At 35.5% G+C, this 17,994-nt stretch carries 12 protein-coding genes; 5 read left to right on the forward strand and 7 right to left on the reverse strand.

Annotation, left to right across the window (positions count from 1 at the left end; genetic code table 11):
- Positions 1-44: 44 nt before the first annotated feature.
- The 7 genes from AC07XN_RS12025 to AC07XN_RS12055 form a co-directional block, all read right to left on the reverse strand.
- On the reverse strand, positions 45-983 hold the full coding sequence (locus AC07XN_RS12025) for a DUF6607 family protein (RefSeq protein ID WP_309923816.1): 939 nt from the start codon (positions 981-983) through the stop codon (positions 45-47).
- The gene (locus AC07XN_RS12030) at positions 980-2,185 is read right to left on the reverse strand and encodes a PepSY-associated TM helix domain-containing protein (RefSeq protein ID WP_494743260.1); all 1,206 of its coding nucleotides are present in this window, start codon (positions 2,183-2,185) and stop codon (positions 980-982) included. The genes AC07XN_RS12025 and AC07XN_RS12030 overlap by 4 nt, the downstream gene beginning before the upstream one ends.
- A 5-nt stretch (positions 2,186-2,190) precedes the next feature.
- The gene (locus tag AC07XN_RS12035) at positions 2,191-4,512 is read right to left on the reverse strand and encodes a TonB-dependent siderophore receptor (protein ID WP_494743261.1); all 2,322 of its coding nucleotides are present in this window, start codon (positions 4,510-4,512) and stop codon (positions 2,191-2,193) included.
- 90 nt (positions 4,513-4,602) lie between these two features.
- Positions 4,603-6,933: a TonB-dependent siderophore receptor gene (locus AC07XN_RS12040; RefSeq protein ID WP_494743262.1), complete on the reverse strand. Its 2,331-nt coding sequence runs from the start codon at positions 6,931-6,933 to the stop codon at positions 4,603-4,605.
- A gap of 24 nt (positions 6,934-6,957) precedes the next feature.
- On the reverse strand, positions 6,958-9,438 hold the full coding sequence (locus AC07XN_RS12045) for a TonB-dependent siderophore receptor (protein WP_494743263.1): 2,481 nt from the start codon (positions 9,436-9,438) through the stop codon (positions 6,958-6,960).
- A 144-nt stretch (positions 9,439-9,582) separates the two neighbouring features.
- Positions 9,583-10,737 carry a PepSY-associated TM helix domain-containing protein gene (locus tag AC07XN_RS12050; RefSeq protein ID WP_494743264.1) on the reverse strand — a complete coding sequence of 385 codons (1,155 nt, stop codon included), beginning with the start codon at positions 10,735-10,737 and terminating at the stop codon, positions 9,583-9,585.
- Positions 10,738-10,952: 215 nt separating this feature from the next.
- Complete coding sequence (locus AC07XN_RS12055) at positions 10,953-13,316, reverse strand: TonB-dependent siderophore receptor (protein ID WP_494743265.1); 2,364 nt, start codon at positions 13,314-13,316, stop codon at positions 10,953-10,955.
- A 590-nt stretch (positions 13,317-13,906) separates the two neighbouring features.
- On the opposite strand from AC07XN_RS12055, the gene AC07XN_RS12060 reads away from it, so the two are divergent.
- The 5 genes from AC07XN_RS12060 (at position 13,907) to AC07XN_RS12080 (ending at position 17,818) form a co-directional block, all read left to right on the forward strand.
- The gene (locus tag AC07XN_RS12060) at positions 13,907-16,009 is read left to right on the forward strand and encodes a TonB-dependent receptor plug domain-containing protein (protein WP_494743266.1); all 2,103 of its coding nucleotides are present in this window, start codon (positions 13,907-13,909) and stop codon (positions 16,007-16,009) included.
- Positions 16,010-16,191: 182 nt separating this feature from the next.
- Complete coding sequence (locus AC07XN_RS12065) at positions 16,192-16,542, forward strand: hypothetical protein (protein WP_494743267.1); 351 nt, start codon at positions 16,192-16,194, stop codon at positions 16,540-16,542.
- A gap of 46 nt (positions 16,543-16,588) precedes the next feature.
- Positions 16,589-16,948: an STAS/SEC14 domain-containing protein gene (locus AC07XN_RS12070; protein WP_494743268.1), complete on the forward strand. Its 360-nt coding sequence runs from the start codon at positions 16,589-16,591 to the stop codon at positions 16,946-16,948.
- A gap of 10 nt (positions 16,949-16,958) precedes the next feature.
- On the forward strand, positions 16,959-17,171 hold the full coding sequence (locus AC07XN_RS12075) for a hypothetical protein (RefSeq protein ID WP_309923791.1): 213 nt from the start codon (positions 16,959-16,961) through the stop codon (positions 17,169-17,171).
- A 29-nt stretch (positions 17,172-17,200) separates the two neighbouring features.
- Positions 17,201-17,818 (forward strand): HmuY family protein, encoded by a 618-nt coding sequence (locus AC07XN_RS12080; protein ID WP_494743269.1) that lies wholly within the window; start codon positions 17,201-17,203, stop codon positions 17,816-17,818.
- Positions 17,819-17,994: the final 176 nt, after the last annotated feature.

Here is a 17,994-nt window from a genome sequence, read left to right on the forward strand (position 1 = left end):
ATGCATATTTACGTCTTTTATTTAAATATGTTTCTTTTTAAATACTAATTTTTCAAAGAATACAAATTACTGTTATTCAAATACTTATTGATTACTGAACGAATTTCTGCTTGACGTTTCGTTGCATTTTTCTCTCCTTTAGCCTTCAATGATTCTACTACATCATCTAATTCTTTCCACAACATCTTTCCGTCGTCTGATTTTGCTTTTAAACTTATTCCTTTGTTCTGAGCAATCAATTGTCCCCATACAGTACGAACATCAACCCAATATTCACGGTTTTTTGCCCAAAATTCAGTTGCAATTTTACATTTTGCATCATCAATTTTTTTGTAATCATTCAACCCTTTTTCTTGTGCCAATAGTTTATCGCCTGAAGCATCACGAATCACTTTATCATTATCTTGTTCATGTAAATAACCATCAGGCGTTACATGGATACGGTTGTTTCTTCTCAATACCTGATAGTCTGAACGCTTCGTGTATTCTCTTCTTGGAAGTGGCGCATCAGTAATATTTGCCCACAGGTGTTGACCATCTTTATGAATCCAAGAGGCAGTACCTTCATACCGTGGCATATCGTTTACTTCAAAAACAGATTGAGACCATTGCCCTTTTACCTGATTTTTAGGCAACTGCGTAGCCTTCCACGTCAAACCTTTGTCAAAAGCTAATAGGTCCGTATTTTCATACTGCCAGTCTTCACGCCAATGTTTTATGACCATCGTATCGTTAATAACCAACAAGTGCATCAATACTAATTTGTCTTTGCTTTCTTCATCCACAAAAACCCATTCTCTACCTCCTGTTACATAACGATCATGATATTGATAGCTTTTATCTGGAGCAAAGGTTTCGGCATAACTAAATTTTATATCAAAACAACCACATTGACCTTTAATGGCAGCAATATCTGCACTTTTTTGCGCATTTGCTAAGATTGATACTCCCATCAATACGATAGCGACGAATAGTTTTTTCATTGTATTTTAGACATTATTTTATGTGAAAATTCCTGTGAGTGATTATTATTTTTTGGTTTTTGTTTTCTCTTTTTTCTACGACCCCACCAGATATAAAAACCTGTGACAGGTAGCGTTGCTGCAATGAATGAAGCCATAAATGCAAGTATCATCCCTGTAAGACCTAGTGCTTTACCTACATGGATATCGTAAATCATAGATGTGAATTTCTCTGCTGATGTCTGACTTTCGTATGCTTTATTTCTGATTAATTCGCCACTTTTTTGGTCAAATGCCAAGAAGCTTCTCTTCATGTAATTATTAGCATTATGATAAATGTTAGCACGAATAACTCCTTTGGCATTTTCTTTTTCGGGTAGATTAAACATAAAAACTTTACCATCTGGCACAGCTCTGTGCGATTGGCTAGCAACTTTTTGTAAAATGCCTGATGTTTGTATGGTCAGTAAAGAATCTGATGTTACAGGTTCTTCTTTGGCAGGAATATGTCCACCGTTGGCAGTCCAGATTACTGTAGCTTTGAACCAATCGAAATCGAACCAAAGGCCAGAAAGTGCAATACACAATGCTAGTAATAGGCTATAAAATCCTGGAACATTATGCAAGTCATAGTTTTTCCGTTTCCATTGGGTTGTTTTTTTCCAGTCAAAACGAATTCGTTGTTTCAACGCTGCCTTGTTTTTGGGCCACCATAGTACTAAGCCAGAGATAAGCAGAATAATAAAAATAACGGTACTCCAACCTACAATTTGTTTCCCAACCTTACCTAAAAGTAGGTCATAATGCAACCGCAATACAATGGGGAAGAAGCTGTACTTTGTATTTTCTATACCCAAGACTGCCCCATTATATGGATTCAGGTAAATCGTTTGGTTATATTCCCATTGCTGAAAATAATTCCAGCCTTTAGCATTATATTTTGACGATATAAAATGATAACTGCCTTGCTTATCGACAGGAGCAATGATACGACTAATAGGGAATGTATTTCCTAATTGAGCTTGAGCGATGGCGTGTAATTTATCTAAAGGCAAACGTTGCTGTTTTGATACTGATACATAAAGCTTATCAGCATTCCAGCAATTCTGTAATTCCTGTTCAAAACAGTAAATACAGCCAGTAACCCCCAATATAAACACCACAAGCCCAGATGTTAGTCCGAGCCAGAGGTGTATATTGCTGATGATTTTTTTAAGTTTCATCTTATCTAGAATTTAAAGGACATACTCATGGCGTAACTTCTCAACGGCTGAGCATAACCATAAGCATCCCAATTTTTTTGATCTGTTAAATTATTGATTTTCAAGCCTACTCTTAATTTCGGCAAATCATAGAATGCCGTTACATTTAAAAGTGTATAAGAAGGGAAGTAGAAAGTATTGGCTGTTGAGAAAAACATTTTATCTACATAATAACCTCCAAAGCCAAAGCCTACATTCTTGAGTGCTTTTTCTGTGAATTTATAACTAAGCCAGAAATTGGCTACATTTTCAGGAGCTGAAGCCGACTTTTTACCTTCAGTAGTTTTGTCTGTGGCTTTTACTATTTTATTATCATTATATGCATAGCCTGCAAAAAGATTAAAGCCTTTGAATGGATTGGCTATAATCTCAAACTCTAAGCCTTTACTTACCTGCTTGGCATCTTGAAAAGAAACACCTTTTTCATCTCGACGGATGGCATTATCTATCGCTATGTTATAATAGCTTAAAGTAATATTTAGCTTTTTATCTAGTAGTTCTGTCTTGATTCCTCCTTCTGACTGAACAGCGTAGATAGGTTTAGGCGTAAATTGCTCTCCTGTTGGCTGATTGATAGGTCCTTGATTCTGAAAACCACTCATATAGTTACCGAAAATCGACACTTTATCTTTCAGTACTTGATACACCAATCCCAATTTAGGCGCTAATGCTGTTTGGCTATAGGCTGGTGTAGAAGGAATTCCTTTGTAGGTAAAATTATCTATTCTTAAACTCAACATCGCTGATAGTTTATCCGATAATCCCACAACGTCTGACACATAGGCACTCGTAGTAATTTGGTCTGAAATATCAAACGGCACCATACCGCCACGATTCAAAATAGCTTGATCCGTTTTTGCTTTTGTTAGTGGATTCAATGTTTTTGTAACATTTACCGTATCAATAACACCATTATTATTTACTAAAGAGTAATTAAAACTTCCGTTAAAGTAACGATAGTTTACCCCCGCCAAAACTTTGTGACTGATATATCCTGTATTTAAGCTCCCCATGAAATTCTGCTGGAAGTTGGTGTAGTTATTATAGATAGGGCCATATACCAGAACGTTTCTTGTTACTAAAGTAGGCGAAATCCAATTAAGGTAATTTTGATAACTCTGTTTTACATACTCTGTTACATAAGAAAACAAAGTTGAAGACGTCCAATTGTTTGAAATTTTATAGTTTGCTTCTAAAAAATATTTTGAGGCAAAAGTTTCAGCATTGACGTCGTCATTGAAAAGGTTTTTCTTATAGTTTATTGGAAATTCCGCAGGACTGTTGTATCCCGATGCAGTAGCTACACGAGTATAAATACTACGTGTTTGGTCAATACTCAAGAACTCTACATCTGCTAAAATCTTTAAGCGGCTATTCACTTGATAAGAAACACTAGGAGCAATCATAAGCATGTTATTATGCCCTTGATCTAAAAATCCATATTGCCTGTTCACAACTGCATTGATTCTGAACAAGGCTGTTTTTTCTTCATTAACAGGCGTGTTGATGTCTGCTGTTAAACGATTCAATCCAAAACTTCCTAAAGTATAAGATACATCGCCTCTGAAAGTTTCGAAAGGTTTTTTTGTAACCAAATTGACAACACCACCAAAAGAAGAAATAGAAGCACCAAACAATGTTCCAGATGGTCCTTTTATTACTTCAATTCGTTCTACATTACCAATCTCAACAGATGACCTAGACGCTGTAGTTTCCATACCATTTCTAGCATTTATGCTCGTTGCGAAACCTCTAGAAGTAATAGCAAAGCCCCCAGCAGGATAATTAATCGGTGCAGCACCCACGGCATTTGCTAAGGCTCCGCCAATACTCGTAACTACTTGTTCTTGTAGTAACTCTTTAGGTATTACGGTATAAACCTGTGGGTTTTCAAGATTTTTCAAAGGGAAGCGAGCTACATAGTCTGTTTCTTTTTGAGAGAATTTATTGGTATTTGACTGCACTACTACTTCTTGTAATTGATTCGCATTTTCTGCTAAGGTGAAATCAACCACCAAAGTTTGCCCTGCTTTTACTTCTACTTGATGCTCTTTTGTTTCAAGGCCAACCAAACTTACCTTTAGTTTATACGTTCCAGATTTGATGCGTTCAATTTTGTATTCTCCGTTTTCGTTAGATATTGTTCCTTTGTTCGTTCCATTCAATTGTACATTTACAAATTCAGCTGGTTTGCCGTCGGAAGTACTTATTTTCCCTTTAATTGTAGCATTTTGTGCAAATGACACAATGCTACAAAAGCTTAAAAAATATGCTAAATATATTTTCATGATTTTGTTTTTATGTTAGGATTATTATTTGTTTATGCATTTTACAGATTTCCCTCTTTAGTGAAAGAGAGAAACCTAAACAGTAAAATTTTAGAATTTAAGAATGAGGTTTGCTAAAACATTAAATGGTTTCTGAGGCGTACCATTCGAATTCCAGTACTGTTGGTCAAGCAAATTGTTTGCTTTTAGGGCTATCCTATATTTAGGCTGGTCATAAAAGATAGAGGCATTTAATAAAGTATAAGATGGTATTACAAATACATTAGTACTCTCGAACCATGAGTCGCTTACATAATTTCCTCCTGCACCTATGCCTATACCTTTGAGGTCTCCTTTTGTGATATAATAGCTTACCCAGATATTTGCTACATTCTTCGGACTAACCGTAAGCGATTTGCCATTTAAAGCTTCAGTTGCTTTGGTATATTTGTTATCATTTTGTGCATAACCTGCAACGATATTTAAACCTGATATAGGATTAGTGATAAGTTCTACCTCCCACCCTTTGCTATTCTGAGTACCATTTTGCACCGTAAAATTCTGACCATTTATTACCTCGGTACGGGTAGAGTTTGACACAGAAATATCATAATAGCTTACAGAACCACTTAGCTTGTTTTTTACAATATCAAGCTTTACTCCTGCTTCCCACTGATTGGCATATTGAGGTTTTAGTTCTAAAAATGAGTTGTCTGGCTGTGTTACAGGGGCTAAATTCACGAACCCATTCATGTAGTTGGCAAAAACAGAAACCTTGTCTTTTAGAGGTTGATATACCAACCCCATTTTAGGTGATAAAGATGTCTGTTCGTAACCGCCTTTAAATGTTCCTGTAGAAAGTGTATAATCTCCTTTTGTGGTATACCTATCTAAGCGCAAGCTTAGCATTGCCATTAATTTGGGTGTGATATTCACTACATCTGAAACATATAATCCATAGCTTGTAGAGCTAAAATTGGTAGTAGTAAACCCTCGTTTAGCCGCAAGTTCATTTACTTTATATACATTAAAATCCTTTACGGGTTGATTAATATTTAGGGTATCATACGTAACTGTTGATCTATTTAGTGAATTATAGATTACATTATAATCTACCCCTACAACTATTCTATTTCTGAGTGTACCTATTTTAAAATCACCAATAAAGTTTTGTTGAATTTGAATATTTCCGAATGTTTCTGGTGTTTGATTTCTAACGGTTCTCATCACTGTAGAATCCGTCAACATTGACAGCGTCGTCCAGTAAAAATGCTCGTAAGCTCCTTCTGAATATAAAAATTTAGTCTCTGACTTCCATTTATCCGAAAGCTTATACTCTACTTGTCCACCTAAATTATTAACCCCATTTTGTACATCAACATTATTATTGATAAGAGAACGGTTGTAACCCAACTTCAAATCTTTGAAATTCCTTGCTTTAACTCTTGCAAGAGAGCCTATTGCTAAACTTGATGTTGTATAAGCACTCTTTGTAATCTCAAGGTCTATGGTAAATTTTAGTCTGTTGTTTACTTGATAAGAAAACGTTGGTGCGAATGTGTAATTTTTAGCAAACCCTTGATCCTGAAAAGAGCCTTCTGACTGCCACGCACTATTTAATCTAAAAAGAGCTGTTCTGTCTTCATTCAATGGAGTATTTACATCTGCCGTAATTCTTGAAAGATTAAAGCTTCCAGCAGTATAGCTTACTTCGCCACCAAAAGTATCGTATGGCCTTTTGGTTACATAATTAAATACCCCACCAAAAGTTATATTTCTATTACTCCCAAATAAAGTTCCTGAAGGTCCTTTTAGTACTTCTACTCGTTCTAAAATGATAGGATTCATCGGTGCTACCGCACTGGTAACCATGCCATTTCGCATACCTACCGTGCTTGAAAAACCTCTCATGGTCATTCCTTGCGAACCACCAGCTAGAGAAAGAGGTACTGCTCCAGGAACATTTCGGTATAAATCCATACGTTCTATCACCACTTGTTCTTTCATTAATTCTCTTCCTACAACATTGTATACTTGCGAGTTTTCAAGGTTTTTCAATGGCATTCTTGCTACAGATTCTGTTTCCTTTTGCGAAAACTTATTAGTATTGGCAAATACCATTACCTCTTGTAGCTGGCTAGTATTTTCAGCCAAAGTAAAATCAACTACTAATGTTTGTCCTGCCTTTACTTCTATTTGTTGTTCTTTGGTTTCAAGACCGACTAAACTTACTTTTAGTGTATATATTCCAGCCTTGATTCGGTCTATTCTGTACGCTCCATTTTCATCGGCAATGGTTCCTTTGTTTGTCCCATTCAATTGCACATTCACAAATTCAGCGGGTGTGCCATCAGACGTACTTATTTTACCTTTAATAATAGCATTTTGTGCAAATGACACAATGCTACAGAAGGTTAAAAAATATGTTAAATATATTTTCATGATTTCGATTAGTTTAGATATAAATTAAAACGCATAGCCAATGCTCAACATCCAGTTACGTGGTGCACCTGGGAACATTCTGATTTTATCGTATCCACCCACCCAATAAGTTTTATTGGTTAAGTTGTTAGCATTTAATTGAATTTGGCATTTAGCAATCTTATAATAAATCGCTCCTGTAAAAAGCTGATATGTTGGTATTATTTGTGGTTCAGCATTCACTGCCACAATTGAACCCAAACGTTCGGTGGCAAAATTGGTTCCTAAACCAATGCCCAGTCCGCTTAAACTACCTTTTCCGATAACATATTTTGTCCAGATATTTCCTTGATGTTTTGGTGCGTTTGGTTTCTGGCGACCGATTAAAGTCTCGTCTTTACTTTGGGTAAAGGTGGCGTCGTTGTAGGAATAATTAATAATTAAATTCCAATTAGTTGCCAATTGTCCAATAACATCCAATTCTATTCCTTTCGACACTTCACGGCCTACTTGTGTCAATAAATCGGGCTGACCACTTACGCCTGCATTGTACAAAGCACCGTCAACCGTTAATTGATAAATTGAAATATTGGCTGTTAAACGCTTATCAAACCAATCTGTTTTTGCCCCCACTTCATAGAGAGTACTATAAAGTGGGTCGAAAGGACCGCCAGCATTTACGTTAGAAACCGCAGTGGAAGTTTGTGGCTGATAGCCTTTTACGAAAGTGCCATAAGCATTCACATTTTTATTCAGGCTATAAACCAAGCCTAATCTTGGAATAAGGGCTTTTTGTGTTACTTTGTTTTCACTAGCCGTTTTATAGTTTTCTAAATCTGTAAAATAGTCTTGACGTAAACCTAAGAGTATTTGTAGTTTTTTATACGTAATCTGGTCTTGTAGATACACGCCTTGTGTAGAATAGAACGTTGGTGCATAGTCTGTTCTTTGATAGAAGTATTTACTCATATCCGCTAAAAAGTAAGGATTAGCTGCCGTTAAATCATAATGAGCAACATTTGGTACTGGATTTCCTTTGGCATCTAATAAGTAATTAGACTTCTTGGTTGGGTCATAGGTATTGATACTTCCAGAGTTCGTTGCATTTCTATAACCTCTTGCCGTAAGTTGCGACCCGCCTGCGGCTAATACTTCTTGGGCATAATCATAGCCAATCACCACTTTATGAGCGGTTTTTCCTAAATTAAAGTCAATGTTGAAGTAGTTAGAAACATTATCAACATTGAAGGTTCTTTTACGAATAAAAACCTGCATTTCTATCTCCGAATCTATCAATGCTCCCGCCGCATTTTTGGCATAAGTATTGGCTGAACGATGTTCCAATAAATCTTCGTCATAAGCAGTACGCATGAATGAAGAATTGAAACTAATATGATTTGAAAACTTATGATTTAGAGAAATCGTAGCATTATATACGTTTTCTTTCAAATAATCATTTGAACGGTTTAATGATTTAGAAATGGGCGTAGAATATAAATCTCCTGTTCCCAAAACTGATTGACCTCTATCTAATCGAGAATCACCACTTTGTAAAACAATATCAAAATTTAAACGGGTTTTATTATTGGGTAAGAAGGAAAAGGACGGAGCAATGATATAGTTTTTCTCGAATTGTAAATCTCGGAACGAACCAGAATTTTCATACCCTAAATTCAAACGATACAAGAGCGTCTTCTCTTCGTTCATTGGACCAGTAAAATCAGCTGTAGTACGAAAATTAGCAAAACTTCCCATCGAAATATTAAACGATTGGCGTTTTTCGTCCAGAGGTTTTTTCGTTACACGATTCAACGAACCTCCTGCCGCTGCATTTCCAAATAATGCTGATGATGGCCCTTTGATGACTTCAACACGTTCGATATGAGGAATTAATTGCTGTTTCCAGAAACTCGTAAAAGCACGCATTCCATTTACTAACATGGAATAATTATCGTTTCCACTTACACGATGTCCTCTGATAGTCAAATCATTATAAAATGAAAACTGACTTACACCGCTCATGTTTTTCACAATATCGTTTACACGAAAGGCTGCTTGATCTTGAATCAATTCTTTGGTAACATAACTGATTGACTGCGGAAGGTCTTTCAATGCCGTTGCTGATTTTGAACCGATAAAAGTTGAATTATTCTTGTATTCAGTCTCCTTTCTACCTGTAATTTCTACCGTTTGTAGTTCTGTTAGCGATTCAATTAATTGAATCGCTAACGGTGTACTTTCACTACTAACTTTTACTTTTTGAAGAAGGGTTTCATAACCAATACCCGAAAGCTGTAAAGTATATTCCCCTTCTTTGAGGTTGGCAATTGAGAAAAAACCATCTTGATTGGTCGTTGTTCCAAACTTTGTGCCTTTTAATATTACATTAATGCCCGACAATTTTGTGTTTTTTGTATCTGAAATACTTCCCAACAAGGTTGTTTTTTGGGCAAAAACAGCATTGACGGTCATTAATAAAGTGATGACAATAGCTCTACTCTTTCTAAAAAAGTTTAAATTTTTCATGGGTCAAAATATTGATTGTACTCAGTGTTTTTAAGATTTATTGAAGTTTAAACATAGGGTTCCCCTTCCCCAAAAATTCATTTTGGGGGATAATTGATTTTAATAAACTTTATTTTGATAAACGCTTCAAAACAAAACCACGCTTTAGCTATATTCTTTGCTACTGGCAGTAGCTGTGGTTTGCTTTTTCCTTCTCCCCCACCAAATCAATACTCCTGAAATGGGTAAACTAGCAGCTACTAAGCTTACTAAAAAGGCTAATACTTTTCCTGCCAGACCAAATATTGCCCCTACATGAATATCATAATTCATTCGGAGTATTTTATCCGCTACTTTGTCTACAGGAAACCTTCCATAAAGGTGATTTACGGACAATTCTTTTAATGAATATTGGTCAAAATAACGGTAATCAATTTTCCACGTTGTGCCTTCTTCTACATTTATATTAACAGCCAGAGAGGCTGAATCAGACTCTGGAATATGTACCTCTATCGTTTTTGCAAGTGGCTGTTCTGCAAGCATTTTATACCAAATACGGTCAATAGCAGGTGATTGTTTTGTTAAATTTTCTTTCTGTTTTTTATCTGAAAAAACTTCTGTATACATCGTTGATTTTTCACCTCCCAAGCCTCCATACACACTATTAGCAAACCATTCAAAGCCCCATACTAAGCCCGTTAAGGCAATAATTAAGACAATCCAAGCTGAATAAAAACCTAAAATATTATGTAAATCATAATTTTTACGTTTCCATTTTGTTGCATTTTTCCAACGAAACCAAAAGCGTTGTTTGGCAGCGCTTTCGTTTTTTGGCCACCATAAAATAATGCCCGAAATCAACATGACCACAAAAACCAATGTTGAAGTAGCCACTATCGGCTGACCTATCGTTGGTGGGAGCCATAAATAATAATGCCCCATTAATACTATTCTAAAAAAATCACTATCCATATCTTTTACTTCCAATACTTCTCCATTATAAGGATTGAGGTAGGTGATATAATAATAGGATGGTTCATAGTGATAAAAAATAGCTTGTGCCGACTGACTTTTACCTGAATACAGGATAGCATGAAGCTGTTTGTTTGGCAAAGCTTTTAACGCTATTTTTTCAAGGGCTGATGGTCGTAAAAATGGTTTATTTTGGGGTTCTACAAAGCGAAAAGGCTGAGTGACATTCTGTATTTCTTCCTGAAAAGCATACAAGCAACCCGTTATAGAAACGATAAACACCACAAGTCCAGACGCAAGCCCAAGCCACAGGTGAATCTTTCCTATAATTTTTTTAAAACTCTTCATATATTTAAGTATGATTAACGCTCAATGATTTATAAGGTACTTGTAAAAATCAGCCCTTTTATTCTAGAAAACTTATGTCCCTAAAATACCAGAGAAATTCATTTCCTAACGCTAAGAGTTGATTTAGTAATACTGTGTTCATTTAGCACTTCAGCATGCTAAATGAATACAGTAAAGAATAAGCATTTCATCGCTTATTCTTTACTGATAGATTTTTAAAACTTATATCCAACTGATAAACGAGCATTACGCAAAGCTTCTGTTTGGTAGTAGTAAAAACCACTCCAGCTATAGAAAGCTCCTGAATATAAATAAGCATTTAAAATGTTATTAACATTCAAGGCAATAGAGAAGTTGTTTGCTTGATAAGAAACCGCTCCATCCATACGGAAGTAATCTTTCAATGGCTGTGTTGTTCCATCAAATACATACCATGAAGAACGTCCTGCTTGATATTGTGCTCCTAAAGAAACACCCCATCCTTTCATTTTTCCATTCGTTGCTTTATATGCTAACCAAGCGTTGGCGATATTTTTAGTTGAACCTGCTACTGCAACACCTACTTTTTCAGCTTCAGTATCTTTCGTTACTTTAGCGTTTGTATAAGCATAGTTCAATGTCAAGTCTAAACCATGAACAATTTGTCCACGTAAATCAAATTCAACACCTTCTGTTTGAGTTTGTCCTAGTTGTATAGAGAAGTTTGGATTACTTGGATCAGATGTTAATACATTATTTTTCGTAATGCGATACGCTGCTAATGATGTTGTCCATAAGCCTCCAAGCCATTCTCTTTTCAATCCTAATTCTTTGTTATTTCCTGTAATTGGATCAAATTTCTTTCCACTTTTATCTACGCCTGCTTGCGGTACAAAAGCTTCGTCAAATACACCATATACAGAAGTATGTTTGTCTAAAGAATAACTTAAACCAACGCGAGGTGTAAATTTATTTGCTGTAGCAATTCCTGAATAAGGATCTCCATCTGTAGATGTAGTATAACGACCTGCCAACGTTAAACGTAGTTTATTTTCAAAGAAGTGCATTTCATCTTGTAAATAAATACCTGTATACGTTTGATAATAGTTTGCACCGCGTTCACGAAGACTTAAAGAACGGTCGAACTTAGGATAGCTTGATGCTGGTGTTACGCCATATTGTGGGTTATAAATAGTTAATGGGCTAATATCTCCTGATTGGTTCCAATCGTGGAAATAGTTTTTATTACCCATATCCAAACCCGCCAACAAAAGGTGTTTAACGCTTCCCGTTTCAACATCACCATTTACAAAAAACTGACCTAATTTATTGGTTCCATCAATATCCCAAATAGCCATGTTTCTATGCAAAGTATCACCATTAGCTGATATACTAGTTGGCCACATAGATTGTCCTACTTGGCTATAGTTCATATAAGCAATCTGACCTGTAAACTTCCAGTTTTTATTGATAGCATGTGCCAATGTCAAGAAAAACGTGTTGTCATTGATATTGGTTGCAGGCATATTGGCTTCAGCAGTGGTAAAGTTCACTGGCAAATCACCATATCCTTTTTTAGAGAATGAATAATTAGAGCCAATCATCGACATCTGATTGTACTGATAAGTATATTCAGCAGTCAAAGATGTTTTATCATTAAATTGATATTTGATAACAGGAGCAATTGATACACGGTTGTTGAATTCAAAATCACGGTGCGACCCTTTCATTTGTCCCATAATGTTCAAACGATACAACAATTTACCATCTTCTCTTAATTTCCCGTCTAAATCTAACGTAGAACGATAGGTATTAAAGCTACCAACTGTCATAGTTGCTTCTCCTTTTGTCATACCTGTAGGTTTCTTTGTTACTACATTATAGAAACCAGAAGGTTCGCCATTTGCTAACATAAAACCAGCAGGACCTTTCACAAATTCAATACGTTCAACCATACTCATGTCTTCGGCTAATGGACCCCATGACATTTGTACATTCATACCATTTCTAAAAGCAGCAATTTGTGAACCACGCATATTCAAAAGTGCATAATTGTCCCAATGCTCTAAACGTGTTACACCACTTACATTTCTGGTTACGCCTTCAAGCATATCAAAAATTTGTTGGTCTTGAAGCAATTGTTTCGTAACAACTTGAATATTCTGAGGAAGTTCAAGTAATGGCGTTTTTAGACGAAGTGAAATTGATGGATAATCAGTAACATATTTACTAGGATTTGATACTACAATAACCTCTTTCAGTTGTTTACTATCTTCTGTTAGTTTAAAATCTACTTCTTTAGTCTCTCCAGCGGCTATAACAACACTTTGGTTTTGTGCTTCTAAGCCTACAAAACTTGCTTGTAGTGTATATTTCCCTGGCTTAATTTCTGTGATTTCATAATAACCATTTGCATCCGCTATTACCCCTTTGTTTGTTCCTTTAAGAACAACATTTACAAACTCTGCTGGCTTTCCGTCACTTGTAATAACTTTCCCTTTGATAAGGGCTGTCTGCTGTGCTACAGCAAATACACTGTTTAACAATAAAACACTACAGAAAATAATGCTAAAAAAGTGTTTTGATAATTGTTTATTCATGATACTGTTTGTATAAGGATTTAATTATTTAAAGGCATCAAATGTGATTTTGACAATGCAAATATTATACTTATTTAGACTAAATCAAAATAATTTCAGTTTTTATTTGGAATCTTTCTAAATAATACACTACCTTTGTCATGTTCCTTTTGAACAAGAAAGTTTTGGAGATATTAGGATTATTGGACTCGAAGACTAGAAGATATAAGACACTAGATGTAAGACACTAGACTTGGAGATTTTAGATTTTGGGATTATTGGACTAGAAGACTAAAAGACATAAGACATTAGTTATAAGACACTAGGCTTGGAGATTTTGGAATTTGGGATTATTGGACTAGAAGACTAAGAGACATAAGACATTAGTTATAAGACACTAGGCTTGGAGATTTTGGAATTATTAGACTAGAAGATATAAGACACTAGATGTGAGACACTAGACTTGGAGATTCTAGATTTTGGGACTAAAGTGCTATTAGAAAGGAAATAAGTATTGGATTTCTCTATATTATCCAACTAAAGATTCATATCAATCACTAACATTGAAAATGCTGAGGCTCGCTGCTGAAAGCTAATTACCCGAACATCTTATGAAGTGTATAATTACCTTATTATTTATATATAATGCTTTAAACGTGTTTGGACAACAGAAACATGTTTTAAGTGATAGTTTAAAGACAAGTAATTTAAATGAAGTTGTTGTAACCGCTACTCGCAATGAAAGGGCTTTAAACGCTTTACCCATGCCTGTAACACTGATTGGGCAGAAACAGATTCGGGCGATGGGTTCATTGCGACTAAGCGAAGTACTTGCAGAACAAACGGGACTTTTTATTGTAAATGACCACGGGCAAGGGCTTCAAGTTCAAGGGTTTAGTCCAGATTATACGTTAATTTTGTTGGATGGTGAACCTTTGGTTGGAAGAACAGCTGGTACTTTAGAATTATCAAGATTGGCAGTAGCTAATATTAAGCAAATTGAAATCGTAAAAGGGCCTTCCTCTAGTTTATATGGCTCAGAGGCTTTGGCTGGAGTAGTAAATATCATTACTGAAAGACCTAATGGAACAAAGGGTTCTTTTTCAGCAAGATACGGAACGAATCAGACAACTGATTTATCTGGAAACATGAGCATAAAAACGAAAAAGTCAGGGTTCAATCTGTTCTTAAATCGCTATGCTTCTGGTGGATACGACTTCACACCTGAAACTTTTGGACAAACAGTTTCACCTTTTCAAAATTATACGATTACCCCAAAATTTACCTATGATTTTTCAAAAAATGTAAGTTTGAATGTATCAACAAGATATAATATTGAAAATCAAGAAAGTAGCTTATTAGTCGGAACAGACCAAATAGTAGGAACAGGTTCGGTAAAGGACTGGAATTTTAACCCAAGTTTAAGGGTTTCTTTTCACCAAAACCTAAAAGCTGTTTTTAGATTTTACAATACGCAGTATAAAACAAATTCTGAACTTTTATTTCAGAAAGACAATAACGTATATGATGCAACGTACTTCAATCAGCAATTTCTAAGACCAGAAGTTCAGGTAGATTATGCCATAGGCAATAAGCAAGTATTAACGCTTGGGGCTGGTAAAATCTGGGAGAGTGTAGCAGCAACGAGGTACGATGATGTTAAAAGATTTGAAACCAATTATGGGTTTTTTCAATACGAAAATTTACTGGTGAGTGCTCTAAACCTAACTATCGGTGGTCGTTTTGACGCTCACTCCGCTTACAAAGCTCAGTTTAGTCCCAAGGTTTCGGTGGCTTATGATTTATCTAAAAAGGTAAAACTCAACGGCTCTGTTGGAGTGGGTTTCAAGGCACCAGATTTTAGACAGTTGTACCTCAACTTTACCAATGCAGTAGCTGGTTATAGCGTGTTTGGTACACAAGAAGTAGCGTTAAATTTAGCTCGTTTACAGGCTGAAAATCAGATTGCTGAAGTATTATTCGATGTAAATAAACTGGGTGAATTAAAAGCCGAAAGCTCTTTAGCATTTAATTTTGGCGGGAAAGTTTATTTAGATAACGGTCTGAAGTTCAAGGCAAACGTTTTTAGGAATGACATTTCAAACCTAATTCAGACTCAAGCCGTAGCCCTAAAAACGAACGGACAAAGTGTTTTTAGCTATATGAACCTTACCAAAGCATTTACACAAGGGATAGAATTAGACGCTAGTTATACGATTGCCAACAATAAGTCGCCTATTACATTAAGTGCTGGTTATCAGTTTTTGGAAGCAAAAGATAAAGACGTAGTAGATAAAATAGCGCGTGGTGAATTATTCAGACGTGACCCTGAAACGTTGGTAACAGTAAGAGTGAAAGCGTCTGACTATGAAGGACTTTTCAATCGTTCTAGGCATTCGGCAAATATTAAAGTGTTCTATGAAGATATGAAAAGTGGCTTAACTGCTTCGTTAAGAGGGATTTATAGAAGCAGATATGGTTTTGCTGATTATAACGGAAATGGGATTGCTGATGTTAGCAATGAATTTGTAAATGGATACATCCTTTGGAATGTATCTGCTAGCAAAACCTTCCAAGAAAGGTTTAGATTACAAGCAGGTGTTGATAATGTATTAGGCTATACCGATACTAGAAATATTCCAAATTTGGCAGGAAGACTGATTTGGGTAAGCCTTGGTATCAACCTTGAAAAACATAAAATTACAGAACAGTAGAGTAGCATTCGGGGGGGTATTTATCCCGAATTCACGAGATTATGGTAAATAGTAAATGGCTCTGATTTTATTGAAGTCATTTCTGAGCATCAATCGTTTTTTTCTTTTCGTTCACATTGTACAAAAACAGTCTTGAATTATCGAGACTGTTTTTTAAAAGTTTTCTACTAAATTTTATTAATATGAAAGATACACAACAACATATCATATTAGTTGAAACGGATAATGCAAGTGCTTGGCAATGTAAATGTTGTAATGAAATACAAGTTCAATATAAAAATTCTTTGATGACTTTTGAATGGACTACAATGGTGACGTTTTTAAGAAAATTAAATGAAGCCCCGCATGCAGAAAAGTTTTATATCATAGAATTATGCAATTTAAGAAGCGTACCCAATATACAAACAGATATATTTTCAACAGGTCTATTTTTAAATAACACAGAAATGAAAGAGTTTTTATTTGTGTTACATACGGCTTGTGAGAAGGTTGATTTAGCGCTAATTTTTAGGAATACATTTCACAATAACTAAGCTAATGGTACAAATTGAAACACATTTTAAATGTCCTGTTTTTTCGATGAAAATTAGTGAAAAAACAACGCAGGAAGATACCAGAAGCTATTTGTCTGAAATGAGTAAGCTAATTAGTAAAAACGAACGTTTTGGCTTACTATTCGACTATCCAGAAGGAAATCTATGCCGCGAAAGAGGTGTCGTAAAATTAGAAACCACTTGGTTTAAACATTATCGTAGAGAGTTTTCTAAACAATGTTTTGGAATTGCAATCGTCACAAGATCATTTTTTATGGCAAACGTCTATCACCATATTGTACAATATTTAGCTAAGCGTACCTATGGCTGTCCTGTAAATATTTTTGAAACTCGTTCTGATGCTCAAAGATGGTTAATGGATTTGTACTTAACTCCTAAACAATAAAATTAGTCAGATGGAAACATTAATGTTCAAAACAAACATTACCTCTCCTATTGGTATACAAGCCATTTGGGATGCCCTCAAGTCAGTAGGAATTAGCAATTTCAATATTGACTTTCATGATGTGAACAAAGTTTTAAAAATTGTATCTGAACAGTTTACACCGAGCGAAAAAATTATTAATGCCCTTGTTGGGCTAGGTTACCAATGCGAGAAAATATCATAAACTCATCCCTTTATTTAAATACAAAAAACATGAATTCTTTACAAAAAATTGCCTTGTCAGCTTTAGTTATTAGTACGCTCTTTACTGCTTGTAAGAAAGATGATGAAGTAGTAGTACAACCCGTAAAATCAGAAACAGTGAAAGATTTAGCAGCCGACCCTACAACTAGCGTTAGTGCTACTGGTCAACCCACAGGAACAGGAAAATATACTTTCTTTAGTTTCAAAAATGGTATTATTGCTAGTTCAGACTCAGCAACCACGAAATGGGATATTGGCGTTAGAGCTACTACAATTATCACAAATGGTGGTGGTTCTGGTAGTGGTCAAGGTGGTGCAGTAGTAATCACGGGTATTTTCGATGAAATTAAAGAAGTACCTGCCTCTGCCACTTTTGCACAAGATACTAAAACCACATTTGCTATACCAACAGGTGCAGGAAATGGTTGGTACAACTATGCTAATGGTATTATCACGCCAGCGGCAGGAAAAGTAATATTAATAAAAACTGCCGATGGTAAATATGCTAAAGTAGAGATTTTGAGCTACTATAAAGGTGCTCCTACGACTCCAACTACTACTGATGTAGCACGCTATTATACATTCAGATATGTATATCAACCAGAAGCAAGTACAAAGTTTAACTGATGATATTGAATCGCTCAATGAGAGAGTAAAAGACATCGCTCTCTTATATAAACTACCACTGCTTTGCGGTGGTAGTTTTTCTTAATAGTATTATCATAACCGACCTCATTGAGGCGTCGGATTCCTTATGCGAAAATTTCGCTATGTTACTTAATTTTTTCTGTTCGGCTATTATC

This window comes from Arcicella sp. GW458-12-2-14-TSB2 (assembly GCF_059423785.1).